We start from the raw sequence: 15,633 nt of genomic DNA, 5'->3' as shown, positions 1-15,633 counted from the left end.
CGCCAGGTCAGAGCGCGCACTCGCCACGAGTCTCGCACGCGGGGTCAGAGCGCACATTCGTCACGAATGTCACGATTTCGGCGGTCTAAGTGCACATTCGTGACGAATGTCGCGCCCGCGCGGGAGATGAGGCCGGCGCTGCCAGACCGGCGGACTCTCACATTCGTCACGAATGTCGCGATTTCGGCGGTCTAAGTGCACATTCGTGACGAATGTGCACGGCACGGCGCGGCGCGCGGCGGCGCGGCGCGCGGCGCGGCGCAGGTCAGTACCAGTTGGGGTCGTGGCTCATCTCGAAGTTCCAGGCTCGGCACGGAGAGCCGTAGGAACGGTTGATGTAGTCGAGACCCCAGTTCACCTGCGTGTTCTGGTTCGTCATCCAGTCGGGGCCGGCGGACGACATCTTGCTCGCCGGCCAGGCCTGCGGGATGCCGTAGGCGCCGCTCGAGGTGTTGTAGGCGTCCGCGCGCCAGCCCGACTCGTGGTTCCAGAGCTTGATCAGGCAGTCCATCTGGTCGCCGCCCCAGCCGTATGCCCCGAGCCGGCTGGAGGCGTAGGCCTGCGCAGCCGCCGGGTCCACGTTCATGCCGGGTGGCGGCGCGAAGCCGTCGGCGCTTCCACCCGGGTTCGCCGCCGCGGCCGCCGCAGCGGCCGCCGCCTGGCCCTCCGCGAACTTCTCCTCGACAGCCGCCACCGTGTTCTTCAGCGTGGCGAGCTGCGCATAGAGGGTGTTCGCGTGCTGCTTCTGGTCGGCCAGCTGGGCGTCGGCCGCCTGCTTCGCGGCGGTGGCCACCTCGAGCGCCTTCTTGGCGGCCGTCGCAAGCTGATCGCGCACCTTCTCCGCATCGGTCGCCTGCGCGCTCAGCGACGTTGCGACGTTGCGCTGGGCCGTGGCCTGCGCGAACAGGGAGCTGGACTGGTCGGCCAGCTTGGACACGGCCCCCAGCTGGTAGAGCAGCGAGTCCGAGCCGGACGCATCCGGGCTCAGGAACAATCGCAGGGACACGCCGGAGCTGCCCGCCCGGGTGAGTTGCTCGGCGAGCCTCCCGCTCTGCGCCTTCAGCTGATCCGCTTTCGCGGCCGCATCCTGGGCCTTCTGCGCCAGGTCCTGCGCCTTGTCCGTCGCCGCCTTCAGGGCCGCCTCGGCGGCTCCGTACTCACCGAGGCGCTTGACCGCGAGGTCGCCCGCCGCGTTCGCCGCAGTCTGGAGGCTCGCCAGCAGCCCGTTGATCCGGTCCACCTCGGCCTGGGCGGCGGCCGCGTTGTTCTTCGCGGCCTGCACGTCATCCCACGAGGGGTAGGAGTCGGCGAGCGCGGGCGTCGCGCCCGTCGCCACCACGAGCGCCGCCGTCAGGGCGATCGCGACCGCCGATCCTCGCCAGAACCGTCTCACCCGCGCACCTCGCCTTCTCGCCCCGACTGCGTGTTTCTCGAATCCCCTCCCCCAGGCTACGGGCACAGGGTCAGGGAGCGTAGAAAGGCGACGCGCCTGTCGCTTCTTCGATCATCGCGTCCACGACCGACGGATCGGTCGTCCTCTCGCCCAGCCGGTTCGGCTTTCCTGCCCCGTGGTAGTCGCTGGAGCCGGTGATCCGGAGGCCGTAACGCCCCGCCAGCTCGCGCAGCCGCTCGACGCCGTCGGCCTTGTTCTCGCGGTGATCGAGCTCCAGCCCGAAGAGTCCGGCGTCGACGAGCCGGCGCAGCCGGTCCTCCGGGATGACCCGGCCCCGTCCTCCCGTCGCCGGATGCGCGAGCACCGGGAGCCCGCCGGCGCCGCGGATGAGCCGCACGCCGGTCAGCGGGTCCGGTGCGTAGTGCGGCTGGAAGTAGCCGCTGCGCCAGTGCAGGATGCCCGCGAACGCAGCGCTCCGATCGGAGGCGAGGCCCCGTGCGACGAGCGCGTCCGCGATGTGCGGACGGCCGACGGTAGCGCCCTCCGTCGCCTGGGCGAGCACGTCGTCCCAGGTGATGTCGTAGTCCTCCGAGATGCGGCGGACCATGTCTTCGGCCCGGCGCATCCGGCCATCCCGGATGCGGACCGTCTCGGCCGTGAGCGCCTCGTCCGTCGGGTCGAAGAGGTACCCGAGCATGTGGACGCTGGCGAACTCGATCCGGGTGGACAACTCCATGCCGGGGACGACGGTGACGCCGACCCGCTGACCTTCCGCCGCCGCGTCCATCCATCCCGCGGTCGAATCGTGATCCGTCAGGGCGACGGTGCCGAGGCCGGCCGCTGCCGCCGCGCGGACGAGTTCGGCCGGGGTCTCCGTGCCGTCGGAGACGCTGGAGTGGGTGTGCAGGTCGACGGGGCCACGGAACCGTCGCGCATCAACCATGGTGACCATCCTAGGAGGCGGCGCCACGGCCGCGGGTGGCCGCAATGCATGCATGGGACCGAGGCCGAAGCGGTCATCGGCGCGCCGTCGGCGGCGGGTGGAAGAATGAGACCATGTCCTCCCAGCCGACCAGCCCCGCGACCGCAGAGACCCCGGAGACCGCAGCGACCCCCGCGACCGCAGGGACCCCGGAGACCGCAGCGACCCCCGAGACCGCAGCGACCCCCGCGGCCGCAGAGACGGAGCAGGCGCCGCGCGCGACACAGAACCGCTCGACCACGCCCGGCTCCGACACCTTCCGCCGCTACATCGCGAGCGGCTGGGCGTCGAGGCCGGAGGTCCTCCCCGAGCCCCGCAGGCAGGCGCAGTACGCCGCCGCTCGCCGGGCGCGGGTGTCCGAGCTCTTCCCGGGCAAGCGGCTCATCGTCCCCGCAGGGAGGCTGAAGCAGCGTTCGAACGACACCGACTTCCCCTTCCGGGCGCACTCGGCCTTCGCCCACCTGACCGGGTGGGGCTCTGACGCCGAACCGGGAAGCGTTCTCGTGCTCGAGCCGACGGCGACCGGTCACGAAGCGACGCTGTACTTCCGGGAGCGTGCGGGGCGCGACTCCGACGAGTTCTACGCGAACCCCGAGATCGGCGAGTTCTGGATCGGCCCCCGCCCCTCGCTCGCGCAGGTCGCGAGCGACCTCGCTCTGCCCACGCGCGGCATCGCCGAGGTGCGGTCGGTGCTCGACACCGTCGACGGGGAGACGGTCGTCCTGCGCGAGGCCGACCCGGCGATCACCGACGAGGTGGACGGCGCGCGCATGCTGCTCTGGGACGACACCGACGGCGAGCGCGACCCCGAAGACCACGGCGACGACGACCGGCTCGCCCGCGACCTGTCCGAGCTGCGCCTGGTGAAGGACGACTTCGAGATCGGCGAACTGCGCGCGGCCGTCGCTGCCACAGCGCGCGGTTTCGACGACGTCATCGCCGACCTTCCGCGCATCACCACGCATCCCCGCGGCGAGCGGCTCGTGGAGGGTGTCTTCAACGGGCGCGCCCGCGCCGACGGCAACGCGGTCGGCTACGACACGATCGCGGCGAGCGGACCGCACGCGTGCATCCTGCACTGGACGCGCAACGACGGTCCGGTGGTGCCAGGCGACCTCATCCTCCTGGATGCGGGCGTCGAGCTGGACAGCTACTACACGGCCGACATCACACGCACCTTCCCGATCGACGGCACCTTCACCGAGACGCAGCGCCTGATCTACGAAGCGGTGCTGGAGGCGGCGGATGCGGCGTTCGCCATCGTCCGGCCGGGTATCCGGTTCCGCGAGATCCACGCGGCGGCGATGGAGGTCGTCGCCCGGCGCACCGCCGAGTGGGGGCTGCTGCCGGTGAGCGCCGAGGAGGCGCTGGACGCGGAGAACCAGCAGCACCGCCGGTACATGGTGCACGGGACCAGCCACCACCTCGGCCTCGACGTCCACGACTGCGCGCAGGCGCGCCGCGAACTGTACCTGGACGGCGTGCTGCAGCCTGGGATGGTCTTCACCATCGAGCCGGGACTGTACTTCCAGCCCGACGACCTCACTGTGCCGGAGCGGTTCCGCGGCATCGGCGTGCGGATCGAGGACAACATCCTCGTCACCGAGGACGGCGCGGAGAACCTCTCCGTCGCCATCCCGCGCACGGCCGACGATGTCGAGGCCTGGGTGCGACGCCTCTCGAGCTGACGCTCACCTCTCCCCCGGCGGCGTTATGCCGGTGGCGTCATGCGGGCGGCGCCGGAGGGTTGTCGTCGCCGGCGGGCGGAGCCGGCGGCGGGTCGGAGGGATGCTGCGGCTGGGCGGGCGGCGTCCATCCGGGAGCGGTGGCGGCGTGCTCGGCAGCGCCTCCGCTCTCCAGAAGGTTGCGGGCCCGGTTGCCGAGCTCGGAGTCGACGAGCACCGAGTAGCTGGTAGCGATCACCTGCATGACGGAGGTGTAGTCGCGGCGCCGGCGGTTGATCGCGTACGAGACCAGGCCGAACAGCATCCCGAAGCCCGCGCCCATCAGGAGCGCGGCGAGGACGAACGCCAGGCTGACCGTCGGCGAGAAGACGATGAGCAGCAGCCCGAAGAAGATGCCGAGCCACGCACCGGACGCGGCGCCGGCCAGCGCGACCCGGCCCCAGGTCAGCTTGCCGGTGACGCGCTCGACGCTCTTCAGGTCGCTCCCGAGGATCGAGACCTTGTCGACGGGGAAGTCCGCACGGGCGAGCACGTCGACCGCCTGCTGCGCCTCGGGGTAGGTCTCGAACGTGGCGACGATCTCGCCCCGCGGCAGGGTCGGAAAGAGGAGACGGTTGCGGCCGTTCATCGGACCAGGTGTGCTCATTCCGCCATTGTCCCATCCGAGCCCGGGCGCCGTACGGGAAACAGCCCCCGATCACCCGTGAGGGCTTAGGTTATTAGGGTGAGTTCGACCAGAGTGTTCGTCGCCCGTCTTGCCGGGACGGCCGTGTTCGACCCTGTCGGTGACCGGGTCGGCAGGGTGCGCGACGTCCTCGTGGTGTATCGCAAGAACGACCCGCCGCGCGTGGTCGGGCTGATCGTGGAGATCCCCGGCAAGCGCCGCGTCTTCCTCTCGATCGGCCGGGTCACCAGCATCGGCAGCGGCCAGATCATCACCAGCGGCATCATCAACATGCGCCGCTTCGAGCAGCGCGGCGGCGAGGTCCGGGTGATCGCCGAGCTGCTGGGCCGGCGGGTCGTCTTCACGGACGGCAGCGGCGAGGCCACCATCGAGGATGTCGCGATCGAGGACAGCGACAGCGGCGACTGGGCCATCAGCCAGCTGTTCGTGCGCAAGCCCAAGACCGGCGGCTCCCCCTTCGCCAAGGGCGCGACGACGTTCGTCACCTGGAACGAGGTCCGCGAGAAGCAGAACCGCGGCGAGGCGCAGTCCGCCGAGCAACTGATCGCGACCTACTCCGAGCTGAAGCCGGCCGACCTCGCCAACACCTTGCTCGACCTGCCGCCGCAGCGGATGCTGGAGGTCGCCGAAGAGCTGCCGGACGACCGGCTCGCCGATGTCCTGGAGGAGATGCCGGAGAGCGAGCAGGTCCACATCCTCGCCCAGCTGGACGACGACCGCGCCGCCGACGTGCTCGACCAGATGCAGCCGGACGACGCAGCAGACTTGATCGCGCAGCTGTCGGATGAGCGCGGAGAGCACCTCCTGGAGCTCATGGAGCCGGAGGAGGCCGAGGACGTCCGCATGCTCCTCAGCTACAACCCGGACACCGCCGGCGGCCTGATGACGACGGAGCCGATCATCGTGTCCGCCGACGCCACGGTCGCCGAGGGACTCGCACTCATCCGTCGTCACGAGCTCGCGCCGGCGCTGGGCGCCGCCGTGTGCGTCACGCTTCCGCCCTACGAGGCTCCGACCGGACGCTTCCTCGGCGTCGTGCACTTCCAGCGGATGCTGCGCTACCCCCCGCACGTGCGGCTCGGCACGCTGCTCGACCCGGGGCTGGAGCCCGTGACGGCCGACACGTCCGCTGCCGAGGTGTCGCGCATCCTCGCCTCGTACAACCTGGTCTCCCTTCCCGTCGTGGACGACAAGCACCGCCTCGTCGGGGTGGTGACCATCGACGACATCCTCGACTATCTACTCCCCGACGACTGGCGAAGTCAGGACGAGGACGAGCCCGTGAAACGCGCGGAGCCGTCCGACACCACCGGCAGCATCCGCATCGTGAACGGAAGGAGGGGCGGAAGTGGCACGAGGTAGGCAGGACACCGGGCTCGACGCCCCCAAGGGTCTGCGCGCGCCGGTGCTCCGTCGCGACTCGCTCAATCACAGCGACCGGTTCGGCCGGTTCACCGAATGGATCGCGCGCGCGATGGGCACCCCGTGGTTCGTCCTCGGGCTGACGGTCTTCGTGATCCTGTGGATGGCGTGGAACACTCTCGGTCCGAAGCCGTTGCGGTTCGACTCCGCCGACCTCGGGTTCATCACCCTGACACTGGTGCTTTCGCTGCAGGCCTCGTACGCCGCGCCGCTCATCCTGCTCGCACAGAACCGGCAGGACGACCGCGACCGCGTGCAGATCGAGCAGGACCGGCAGCGGGCGGAACGGAACCTGGCCGACACCGAGTACCTGGCCCGCGAGGTGGTCGCGCTGCGCCTGGCGGTGAAGGACATGGCGACGAAGGACTTCATCCGCGCGGAGCTGCGCTCACTGCTCGAGGATCTCGAGAGAAGCGACGCGGGCGAGGGCGAACAGGCCCGTGTCTGAGGGCGTGCTGACCGAGGCGGTCCGCGGCGCCCTCGCCGCGGTTCTCGACCCGGAGATCCGGAAGCCGATCACCGAGCTCGACATGGTCGGTGGCGTCGCCGTGGATGCGGACGGCCGCGCGTCGGTCGGGATCAAGCTGACGATCGTCGGCTGCCCCGCGGCGGACGCGATCGAGCGCGACGTGCGGGCAGCGGTCGAGAGCGTCCCCGGGGTGACGGACGTCGCGGTGGACGTCTCTGTCATGACGCCGGCCGAGCGCCGGGCGCTCACCGAGAAGCTCCGCGCCGGGCGGCCGGCCCGAGGCGCGCAGTTCGGCCCGGACTCGCTCACCCGCGTCTACGCGGTGACCAGCGGCAAGGGCGGCGTTGGAAAGTCGACCGTCACGGCGAACCTCGCGGTCGCCCTCGCCGAGCGCGGGCTGCGCGTGGGGATCGTGGATGCGGACGTCCACGGCTTCTCGATCCCGGGCATCCTCGGCCTGACCGACGAGAACGGCGTGGCTCCCCGCCCGACGCGGGTGGACGACATGATCCTGCCCCCGGTCGCCTACGGCGTGAAGGTGGTGTCGATCGGGATGTTCGTCGACTCGGCCTCCGCCGCGGTCGCCTGGCGCGGGCCGATGCTGCACCGCACCATCCAGCAGTTCCTCACCGATGTGTTCTTCGGCGATCTGGATGTGCTGCTGCTCGACCTGCCGCCCGGCACCGGCGATGTGGCGATCTCGGTCGGTCAGCTGCTGCCGACGGCCGAGGTGCTCGTCGTCACGACCCCGCAGCCCGCGGCGGCTGACGTCGCCGAGCGCAGCGGCGTCGTCGCGCGGCAGACCGGGCAGCGGGTGATCGGCGTGATCGAGAACATGGCCGGGCTGGTGCAGCCGGACGGCACGGTGCTCGAGCTGTTCGGCTCCGGCGGCGGCGCCGAGGTGGCACGCCGGCTGTCCGCCGGGCAGGACGAGGCGGTTCCGCTGCTCGCCAGTGTGCCGCTCAGCATCCCGTTGCGTTCGGGCGGAGACGTCGGCGCGCCCATCGTGGTGACCGACCCGGGCGATCCCGCGGCCGTGGCGATCCGCCGTGTCGCGGAGCACCTGGCCACGCGCAGCCGCGGCCTCGCCGGTCGCAAGCTCGGCCTCTCCGTCCGCTGACCCACTCGCCCCCGGCCTCCCGAAACCGCTCGACCCACCCGCGGGTCACCCGAGGTGCTCGTTGTTGCACCCGCCGACGGCGTGTCGCCTGCAACAACGAGCACCTCGGCGAAAAGTCAGGCGTCGGGGTCCACGGCCCGGGCGAGGAGTTCCGTGAGGAGGCGCTCGGTCAGTGGACGCGGCAGCGCCTCGACGAGGGCGAGGAGGCCCGCCTGATCGTCCGGGAGGCTCGCCCCCGCGCCGCCGAGACCGATCGAGCTCAGGATGCGCGCAGCGGTCGCCGAGTCGAGTTCCGTGACCGCTCCGGACGTGAGGCCCGCGGTCACCTCGCCGGGAAGGGCGGCGAGCACGGCATCCCGATCGACAGGAGGCACGGCGCGCGCCTCGTCCGCAGCTCCCCGGAGCGCGGCCTCCAACTCGTCGATGCGTCCCTCGGTCACCGGGGTGACCGTGAGGTGGGTCGTGTGCGGGAGGCGGGTCCCGTCCGCCTGGACGAGTCCGGGCTGCAATTGCAGCACCCAGCCGCGGCGGCGGACGCGGTCCGCCCAGTGGTGCGGGTCCACCCGCCTCGACACCGGCTCCGCCGGGTCCGTCGTGACGGCCAGGAGCGGTCCGGTCGGCTCGCCCAGGACGCGCAGTCCATCGATGTCGCCCACGATGTCCTCCAGTGCACGGGTCGCCCGGCGGCACGACTCGGCGAGGCTGGCGAAGCCCCGGGCGCCCAGCGCCTGGATGATCGCCCACGACGCCGCGAGCGCGCCGGCCGACTTCGACCCGAGCAGCGTGGCGTTGACGACCGGGTACCCGGGCCATCCCGTCGTGGCGAAGTACTGGCGGCGCTGCCGGTCGCGGCCGCGCTGCAGCAGCACGCTCGCACCCTTCGGCGCGTAGCCGTACTTGTGCAGGTCGGCGGAGACGCTGGTGACGCCCGGCACGCGGAAGTCCCACGCGGGCAGCGCCGAGCCGTCCCGATTCCGCCAGAACGGCAGGATCCACCCGCCGATGCACGCATCCACATGGCAGGCGACGGCGGCCTCGTCGCACGCGGCGGCGACCTCCTCCACAGGGTCGAGTGTGGCGTAGGGATACGACGGCGCCGACACGACGACGAGCGCCACCTGCGGATCGATCCGCGAGATCAGCCGGGAGGCGTCCACCCGGCCGGTGGACGGGTCCACCGGAACGAGGTCGAGGGTCACCCCGAAGAGCGCGGCTGCCTTCTGGAAGGCCGCGTGCGCCGTGACGGGAGCCACCAGCCGCGGAGTGCCCGAGCCGCCGGCAGCGCGCCACACGTCGCGTGCGGTCTTCACCGCCAGCAGGCACGACTCGGTCCCGCCGGAGGTCACCGATCCGACCACGTCGTCGCCGCCGTGCAGCAGCTCGCGGGCGAAATCGATCACCTCGCGCTCCATGACGGCGACCGAGGTGAACGTCGTCGGGTCCAACCCGTTCACGGGCTGCACCAGCCGCATCGCCTGCGCGGCGAGCTCGTCGAGCTCCGGCCTCCCGGAGTCGTACACGTAGCTCAGCACGCGGCCGCCGTGGGTCGGCGCATCCGCCGCGCGGAGCGCGGCCAGGCGGCCGAGGATCGCCTGCTGATCGAAGCCGGCCGCGCTCCCACGGACCCCGGCGTCAGACGATGGCATCGATGTCCCCCTTCCGCAGCCGGTACCGCGCCAGCGGCACGAGGCTGATCGCGATCAGCAGCGCCGGGATGATGCTGAAGCTCAGCACGATCCCCGCGACCGCGCTCCCCGGCTGCGACCCGCCCGCCGCCCCGGCCACGGTGGGCGCGGCGGCCGCGGCGCGCGACACATAGCCGCTGACCGCGAGCACGACACTCAGAACCGTCGCACCGAGCGCCATCCCGGTCGTCTCCCCCGCCGTCCACATCCCGCCGAATGTTCCGGCTCGCCCGTCGCCGTTGCGACGAGCGTCGTGCGAGATCACGTCGGGCAGCATGGCCATCGGCAGCGACTGCATCCCCGCGTACCCGGCGCCCACCAGTGCCACCGGCGCGTAGACCCACGCACCAGGCGCCCAGAGGAGCCCGGTCATCGACAACGCTGCGACACCGAACAGGATGCTCGCCACGGCGAATCCGCGCTCCTTGCCGATGCGGCGTGCCACGACGGCCCACAGCGGGGTGACGATCAACGCCGGCGCGATGAGGGCCACGAAGAGGAACGTCACCGCGTCCTCCGAGTGGAGCACCCAGGTCGCGACGTAGTTCGCACCGGCCAGCATCATCCCGGTGGCGAGCCCCTGCAGCAGGAACGTGAGCAGCAGCGCGCGGAACGGCTGGCTGTCACGCAGGACGCGCATCCCGGCCCGGTAGTTCGACCGCAGCGTGGCGAGCACGTTCTCGCGCGGCGGCGGCGCCTCGGCCGGAAGCCCGCGCGGCGCCACGAAGGCCGAGAACAGCATTCCGCCGCCGATCGCCACCCCGGCGACCAGAGCCATCAGGAAGTAGCCGGCGAAGGAGTTCCCGCCGCCGAGCGACCGGAGCGCCGGTCCGCCGGCACCGAACAGCAGGATCGCGAACGTCAGCACCACGACCCGCCACGTGAGCAGGCGCGTCCGCTGGTCGTAGCCGGACGCGAGCTCCGCCGGGAGCGCGATGTACGGCACCTGGAACAGGCTGAACGCGGTCGCCGTCAGCACGAACGCGAACAGCACCCAGAGCGCGGCGACGGCCCCGGGCGTGCCCGGAGGGACGGCGAAGGTCAGCAGGAAGAACACGGGAAGGGCCAGCGCGCCGAGCAGCATCATCGGGCGGCGCGAGCCCTGGACGGCGAGCAGCCGGTCGCTGCGCGCGCCGATCACGGGGTCGATGACGACGTCCCACACCTTGGCGATCGTCACGACGATCCCCGCGACGATCGCCGCCACCCCGAGCGAGTCGGTGAGGTAGTAGACGAGCACCAGTCCGGGCAGCGTCGAGAATCCGCCCGTGCCGAGCGAGCCGACGGCGTACCGCGCCACGGTCGCCCGGGTCAGCGATTGCTCCGTTGCGATCATGTCCGCAGCGTAGTGGATGCGCGCCCGGGCGCGCCGCGTCAGGGCCGCGCCGCGTCAGGGCCGCGCCGCGTCAGGTCGCCCCGCGTCAGGTCGCTTCGAGATCGAACGGCGGCACAGCGCCTGCCGCCAGCGGCATCCTGCCTTGCGCATAGACCGACTGCGTCACCGGCTTGATCGCGCTCGGCGCCTCCGCCGGCGCGTCGTCGAGGAGCGCCTCCCGGATGATGCGGCGGGGATCGTACTGCCGCGGATCCAGCTTCTTCCAGTCGACCTCGTCGAACTCGGGGCCCATCTCCTCCCGCATCCGGTCCTTCGCGCCGTTGGCGAAGTCCCGCAGCGAGCGCACCAGTTGCGCGAGCTTGCCGGCGTAGGTGGGCAGACGTTCCGGGCCGATGAGGAACACCGCGATCACCGCCACGATCAGCAGCTTGTCGAAGGTCAGCCCGAACACCATTCCAGGGTATCGCGGCGATGCCTGCACGGATGCCGCGCAAGCCGACCGTATCCTGAGGGTTGATCGACGGGAGCGCTGTGTCAGACAAGGACTCGAACTGGAGGTTCGCCGACGACGTCGTCGTCGAGAGCGATGTCGTCGCCCGGGCCCGGCAGCAGTCGCTGGAGCTGGGCGTCGACCCCATCTCGCCGGCCACCGGCGCCCAGGTCGCGGTCGTCGTCGCCGCGACCCACGCCGAGAACGTCGTGGAGATCGGCACCGGCGTCGGCGTCTCCGGCCTCTGGCTGCTCACCGGAGCGCCCGAGGCGCAACTCACCTCGATCGACGTCGAGGTCGAGTACCAGCAGCATGCGCGCGCGTTCTTCACCGAGGCGGGCGTCGGCGCCAACCGCGTGCGCCTCATCCCGGGCCGTGCCCTCGATGTGCTCCCGCGGATGAACGAGAACTCGTACGACATCGTCTTCATCGACGCCGACCCGCAGTCGGTCATCGAGTACGTCGAGCACGGCCTGCGGCTGGTGCGTCCCGGCGGAACCGTCCTGGTGGCCCGCGCGCTGTGGCGCGGACGCGTGGCGGACCCGGCGGCGCGCGACGAGATCGCGACGGGATTCCGCACGCTCATCACTGAGACGTCCGCCTCCGGCGCCGTGATCAGCGCCCTCTCCCCCGCCGGCGAAGGGCTGCTGCAGCTCACCAAGCTGGCGCCCTGACCCTGGCCCCACGCAGGAGAAGAGGCTCCGATCGCATCGATCGGAGCCTCTTCTCATCTCGGCGATTCGTCGCCGGCGCGATGTCAGGCGGAGGTCACGACGCTCGCGAGGGCGTCATGAAGCTCTTTGGCTTCCGCATCGTTGACGGAGACCACAAGTCGTCCCCCACCCTCGAGCGGCACACGCACGATGATGAGCCGTCCCTCCTTCACAGCCTCCATCGGCCCGTCCCCGGTCCTCGGCTTCATGGCCGCCATGCAGCTCCCCTTTCGTGGATGTGCTTCTATTATCCGACATCGTTGCCGACGTGCGGAAATCGTAGGGGTCACGGAGGTGACCAATCGTATCCGTCGATCGACCAGCAGATGGCCACCCATCCCACCTGCAGCGCGATGAAGAGCACCGCCAGCGCCGCACGGTAGCTGCGGCTGCGCGGAAGCGCCAGCACGCCGAGCAGCGGGAACAGCGGCATCAACAGCCGGAACGTGCTCGACTGCGGGAAGAACACCGCCAGCAGGTAGAGGGAGTACGCCACCACCCAGAACCGGAGGTCGACCCCCAGCCGGCGCACCGCCGGCGAGAAGAGCAGGATGCCGAACAGCGCCAGGAGGACGACGAGCGCGGCGATGCCCACCCATCCCGGGATGCCGAGCATGGCGCTCGCCCACCAGCCGGCCCCCTGGAACCACGGCGTGAACGGGACGAGGTGCGTGAAGCCGATGTACGGCGCCCGCCAGGCCAGCTCGGTGTCGGTGTACGCCGTCCACGAGCCCGTGCCGATTGCGGCGATCGCCGGCCACGCCAGCCCGGCGAGCCCGCTGAACACCGTCAGCCCCACGCTCAGCACCCGCTCCCGCACCGGGAAGGGGTCGTCCCGTCGACGGACCCACCGGTAGATCACGTGCAGCCCGAGTGCCAGCGCCAATGCCAGCCCGCTCGGCCGGGTGAACGCCAGCGCGAGCACGACCGGGAACATCCACCCGTACCTCCGCTCCACCAGGAACAGCAACGCCGTCGCCAGCAGAAGGAGGGACAGCGACTCCGCGTAGGCCACCTGGAACAGCGGCGACACGGGCGACACGCAGAACAGTACGACGGCGAACAGGCTGGTGGATGGGCTGAGCCCGACCCGGCGCATCAGCTGATGGAAGACCAGGGCCGCCCCGGCGCCGGCCGCGAACGAGACCAGCACCGCTGCGACCGGCCACGGCAGCCGCGTGACGAACATGACGACATCGACGAGCCCGGGGTATCCCGGCAGGAAGGCCCACGCGTTCTCGCTGACGTGGACGCCGTCGCTCGTCGGCAGCGAGGCGGGGTAGCCGAAGCCGGCGACGATCTCGTACCAGCGGCCGTCCCAGAGGTTGGCGAACGAGAAGTAGTCCGGCGAGGCGGAGGTCCAGGCGTTCTTCCCCTCGCCCGCCGCAAAGCTCAGGAGGATGACGGTCGTGCCCGCACGCGCCCCGAGATAGACCGCCAGGACGCGCACCCACCACAGCGTCCACCACGGGCGGCTCTCGGCGCGCCGGCCCGCTCCGCGGTCCGCGGCTGCGTGCAGTGCGTCCGGCTCAGCGGGCGCCGGTGCCGATGAGCCAGGCACGCAGACCCTCCTCGACCGCGACGATCTGCTCCACGTCCACCCGCTCGTCGTCGGCGTGCGCCTTCAGCGGGTCGCCGGGGCCGTAGTTGACCGCCGGGATGCCCAGGGCGCTGAAGCGGGCCACGTCCGTCCACCCGTACTTCGGCTTCGCCACGCCGCCGACCGCGGCGACGAACTCCTGCGCGAGCGGCGCATCCAATCCCGGGCGGGCGCCGTCGGCACGGTCGACGACGGTCATCTCGTAGTCGCCGAACAGCTCCTGCAGGTGCTCGATGGCCTCCTGCGAGGTGCGCGACGGCGCGAAGCGGTAGTTGACGTGGACCATGCACTCGTCGGGGATGACGTTGCCGGCCACTCCCCCGGAGATCCCGACGGCGTTGAGCCCCTCTCTGTACACCAGCCCGTCGACCTCCACCTCGCGCGCCCGGTAGGCCGCGAGGATGTCGAGGATCGGCGCGGCCTTGTGGATGGCGTTGTCGCCCACCCAGCCGCGGGCCGAGTGCGCGCGCAGGCCGTAGGTGCGGACCTCGACGCGCAGGTTGCCGTTGCAGCCGCCCTCGACCACCCCGTTGCTGGGTTCGCCGAGGATGCCGAAATCGCCGACGAACAGGTCCGGCCGGTTGCGGGCGAGGCGGCCCAGTCCGTTCAGCTCGGCGTTGACCTCCTCGTGGTCGTACCACATCCACGTCACGTCGACGGCGGGCTCGGTGAGCTCAGCCGCCAGCTTCAGCTGCACGGCCACACCCGCCTTCATGTCGACGGTCCCCCGGCCCCAGAGGTAGCGGATGCCGTCGTGTTCCTCGAACCGCGTCGGCAGGTTCTGGTTGAGGGGGACGGTGTCGATGTGGCCCGCGATCAGCGCCCGGCGCTCGCGGCCGAGGTTCGTGCGCGCGACGATCGCGTCGCCGTCGCGGATCACCTCCAGATGCGGCAGGCCGGCGAGGGCCGCCTGCATCGCATCGGCCAGCGTGCCCTCGTTCCCGGAGACGGACTCCAGATCGCAGAGCTGACGTGTCAGATCGATGGAGGAGGCGGTGAGGTCGAGAGGAACGCTGCTGAGCTGCACCCTACTAACCTAGGGGCATGCCTTCCGACGTGCCTGAAAGTTCCGCCCTGCCTGCCGCCTCGGGGACCGCCGCCTCCCGCTCGGCGTGGGGGTACGGCCTCGCGACCGTCGCCGCCGACGGCACCGTGCTCGACACCTGGTTCCCGGAGCCCCGGCTCGGCACGCTGCCCGCCGGCCGCGACCGCTGGATCGCGCCGGCGGAGCTCGAGGAACTGGCGGGCGACGACCCGCGCCGCGCCGTGCGCATCGACATCGTGACCGTGGAGATCGAGCTGGATGCGCCTCCCGCCTCCACGCCCGACGCCTACCTGCGCCTGCACCTGTTCTCCCATCTGCTGGTGCAGCCGAACGGTCTGAACCTGGACGGCGTCTTCGCCCACCTGCCCACGGTCGCGTGGACGAATGCCGGCCCGGTGAACCCGGCCGACCTCGACCGCCTGCGTCCGCGCCTGCAGCGGGCGGGCATCCAGGTCTCGGGCATCGACAAGTTCCCGCGCCTGCTGGATTACGTGACGCCGGAACGGGTGCGGATCGCGGACGCCTCCCGCGTCCGCCTCGGAGCCCACCTGGCGCCGGGCACGACCGTCATGCACGAGGGCTTCGTGAACTACAACGCCGGAACGCTCGGCTCCTCCATGATCGAGGGGCGCGTGTCGCAGGGCGTTGTGGTGGGCGACGGGTCGGACATCGGCGGGGGCGCCTCCATCATGGGGACCCTGTCCGGCGGCGGCACGCACCGCGTCTCGATCGGCGAGCGGGCGCTGCTCGGCGCGAACTCGGGCATCGGCATCTCGATCGGCGACGACTCCGTCGTGGAGGCCGGGCTCTACGTGACGGCGGGCACCAAGGTCGTGCTGGTCGGCGAGGCGCCCACCGCGGACGGCCGCCCGCGCACGGTGAAGGCGGCGGAGCTGTCCGGGATGCCCGGCCTGCTCTACCGTCGCAACTCGCTCACCGGCGCCGTCGAGGTGCTCCGCCGCGCCGGCACCGGCGTCGAGCTCAACGCCGCCCTCCACGCCTAGCGCC

Annotated in this window: 15 protein-coding genes; 6 read left to right on the top strand and 9 right to left on the bottom strand. The window is 71.4% G+C overall.

Going from position 1 to position 15,633, the window contains the following annotated elements; translation table 11 throughout:
* Positions 1–265 precede the first annotated feature (265 nt).
* On the bottom strand, positions 266–1,393 hold the full coding sequence (locus BM287_RS04525) for an aggregation-promoting factor C-terminal-like domain-containing protein (protein ID WP_090036396.1): 1,128 nt from the start codon (positions 1,391–1,393) through the stop codon (positions 266–268).
* 70 nt (positions 1,394–1,463) lie between these two features.
* Entirely contained in the window at positions 1,464–2,336 is an 873-nt protein-coding gene (locus BM287_RS04520) for a PHP domain-containing protein (protein WP_090036394.1), read from the bottom strand.
* Positions 2,337–2,449: 113 nt separating this feature from the next.
* Between BM287_RS04520 and BM287_RS04515 the strand changes: the two genes are divergently transcribed.
* Positions 2,450–4,063: an aminopeptidase P family protein gene (locus BM287_RS04515; RefSeq protein WP_090036392.1), complete on the top strand. Its 1,614-nt coding sequence runs from the start codon at positions 2,450–2,452 to the stop codon at positions 4,061–4,063.
* Between the two features lie 37 nt (positions 4,064–4,100).
* Here BM287_RS04515 and BM287_RS04510 read toward each other — a convergent pair whose 3' ends face one another.
* Positions 4,101–4,706 carry a YflT domain-containing protein gene (locus BM287_RS04510; protein ID WP_090036391.1) on the bottom strand — a complete coding sequence of 202 codons (606 nt, stop codon included), beginning with the start codon at positions 4,704–4,706 and terminating at the stop codon, positions 4,101–4,103.
* 78 nt (positions 4,707–4,784) lie between these two features.
* On the opposite strand from BM287_RS04510, the gene BM287_RS04505 reads away from it, so the two are divergent.
* The 3 genes from BM287_RS04505 to BM287_RS04495 are packed head-to-tail and all read left to right on the top strand — an operon-like array spanning position 4,785 to position 7,756.
* Positions 4,785–6,107, top strand: a complete 1,323-nt coding sequence (locus BM287_RS04505; RefSeq protein WP_090036389.1) for a magnesium transporter MgtE N-terminal domain-containing protein — start codon at positions 4,785–4,787, stop codon at positions 6,105–6,107.
* A complete protein-coding gene (locus BM287_RS04500) occupies positions 6,094–6,615 on the top strand; it encodes a DUF1003 domain-containing protein (protein ID WP_090036388.1) in 522 nt (173 codons plus the stop codon). Before BM287_RS04505 ends, BM287_RS04500 begins: the two co-directional genes overlap by 14 nt.
* Entirely contained in the window at positions 6,608–7,756 is a 1,149-nt protein-coding gene (locus tag BM287_RS04495; RefSeq protein WP_090036386.1) for an Mrp/NBP35 family ATP-binding protein, read from the top strand. Before BM287_RS04500 ends, BM287_RS04495 begins: the two co-directional genes overlap by 8 nt.
* 116 nt (positions 7,757–7,872) lie before the next feature.
* Here BM287_RS04495 and BM287_RS04490 read toward each other — a convergent pair whose 3' ends face one another.
* The 3 genes from BM287_RS04490 to BM287_RS04480 all read right to left on the bottom strand — a co-directional run bounded on the left by BM287_RS04490 (position 7,873) and on the right by BM287_RS04480 (position 11,231).
* On the bottom strand, positions 7,873–9,402 hold the full coding sequence (locus BM287_RS04490; protein WP_090036385.1) for a pyridoxal phosphate-dependent decarboxylase family protein: 1,530 nt from the start codon (positions 9,400–9,402) through the stop codon (positions 7,873–7,875).
* The gene (locus BM287_RS04485) at positions 9,389–10,777 is read right to left on the bottom strand and encodes an MFS transporter (protein WP_090036383.1); all 1,389 of its coding nucleotides are present in this window, start codon (positions 10,775–10,777) and stop codon (positions 9,389–9,391) included. The genes BM287_RS04490 and BM287_RS04485 overlap by 14 nt, the downstream gene beginning before the upstream one ends.
* Positions 10,778–10,862: 85 nt before the next feature.
* Positions 10,863–11,231: a twin-arginine translocase TatA/TatE family subunit gene (locus tag BM287_RS04480; protein WP_170857427.1), complete on the bottom strand. Its 369-nt coding sequence runs from the start codon at positions 11,229–11,231 to the stop codon at positions 10,863–10,865.
* A 77-nt stretch (positions 11,232–11,308) separates the two neighbouring features.
* Here BM287_RS04480 and BM287_RS04475 point away from each other — a divergent pair, with 77 nt between their 5' ends.
* Complete coding sequence (locus BM287_RS04475) at positions 11,309–11,941, top strand: O-methyltransferase (RefSeq protein ID WP_090036518.1); 633 nt, start codon at positions 11,309–11,311, stop codon at positions 11,939–11,941.
* Positions 11,942–12,024: 83 nt separating this feature from the next.
* Here the strand turns inward: BM287_RS04475 and BM287_RS04470 are convergent, their stop codons facing one another.
* The 3 genes from BM287_RS04470 to dapE form a co-directional block, all read right to left on the bottom strand.
* Entirely contained in the window at positions 12,025–12,198 is a 174-nt protein-coding gene (locus tag BM287_RS04470) for a DUF3117 domain-containing protein (protein WP_018190460.1), read from the bottom strand.
* A 68-nt stretch (positions 12,199–12,266) separates the two neighbouring features.
* Positions 12,267–13,541: a hypothetical protein gene (locus BM287_RS04465; protein ID WP_090036381.1), complete on the bottom strand. Its 1,275-nt coding sequence runs from the start codon at positions 13,539–13,541 to the stop codon at positions 12,267–12,269.
* The gene (gene dapE / locus BM287_RS04460) at positions 13,510–14,607 is read right to left on the bottom strand and encodes a succinyl-diaminopimelate desuccinylase (protein ID WP_090036379.1); all 1,098 of its coding nucleotides are present in this window, start codon (positions 14,605–14,607) and stop codon (positions 13,510–13,512) included. Before dapE ends, BM287_RS04465 begins: the two co-directional genes overlap by 32 nt.
* 17 nt (positions 14,608–14,624) lie before the next feature.
* Here dapE and dapD point away from each other — a divergent pair, with 17 nt between their 5' ends.
* Positions 14,625–15,629 (top strand): 2,3,4,5-tetrahydropyridine-2,6-dicarboxylate N-succinyltransferase, encoded by a 1,005-nt coding sequence (gene dapD / locus BM287_RS04455; protein WP_090036377.1) that lies wholly within the window; start codon positions 14,625–14,627, stop codon positions 15,627–15,629.
* Positions 15,630–15,633: the final 4 nt, after the last annotated feature.

Origin of the sequence: Leifsonia sp. CL147, assembly GCF_900114565.1 — a bacterium.
GTDB lineage: Bacteria > Actinomycetota > Actinomycetes > Actinomycetales > Microbacteriaceae > Leifsonia.
This window is presented reverse-complemented; position numbering and strand designations above follow the sequence as displayed.

Coding starts and splice junctions, on each gene's coding strand:
- BM287_RS04520 (WP_090036394.1), bottom strand. CDS start 2,336: ATGGTTGATGCGCGACGGTTCCGTGGCCCCGTCGACCTGCACACCCAC.
- BM287_RS04480 (WP_170857427.1), bottom strand. CDS start 11,231: ATGGTGTTCGGGCTGACCTTCGACAAGCTGCTGATCGTGGCGGTGATC.
- BM287_RS04485 (WP_090036383.1), bottom strand. CDS start 10,777: ATGATCGCAACGGAGCAATCGCTGACCCGGGCGACCGTGGCGCGGTAC.
- BM287_RS04515 (WP_090036392.1), top strand. CDS start 2,450: ATGTCCTCCCAGCCGACCAGCCCCGCGACCGCAGAGACCCCGGAGACC.
- dapD (WP_090036377.1), top strand. CDS start 14,625: ATGCCTTCCGACGTGCCTGAAAGTTCCGCCCTGCCTGCCGCCTCGGGG.
- BM287_RS04470 (WP_018190460.1), bottom strand. CDS start 12,198: ATGGCGGCCATGAAGCCGAGGACCGGGGACGGGCCGATGGAGGCTGTG.
- BM287_RS04490 (WP_090036385.1), bottom strand. CDS start 9,402: ATGCCATCGTCTGACGCCGGGGTCCGTGGGAGCGCGGCCGGCTTCGAT.
- BM287_RS04510 (WP_090036391.1), bottom strand. CDS start 4,706: ATGAGCACACCTGGTCCGATGAACGGCCGCAACCGTCTCCTCTTTCCG.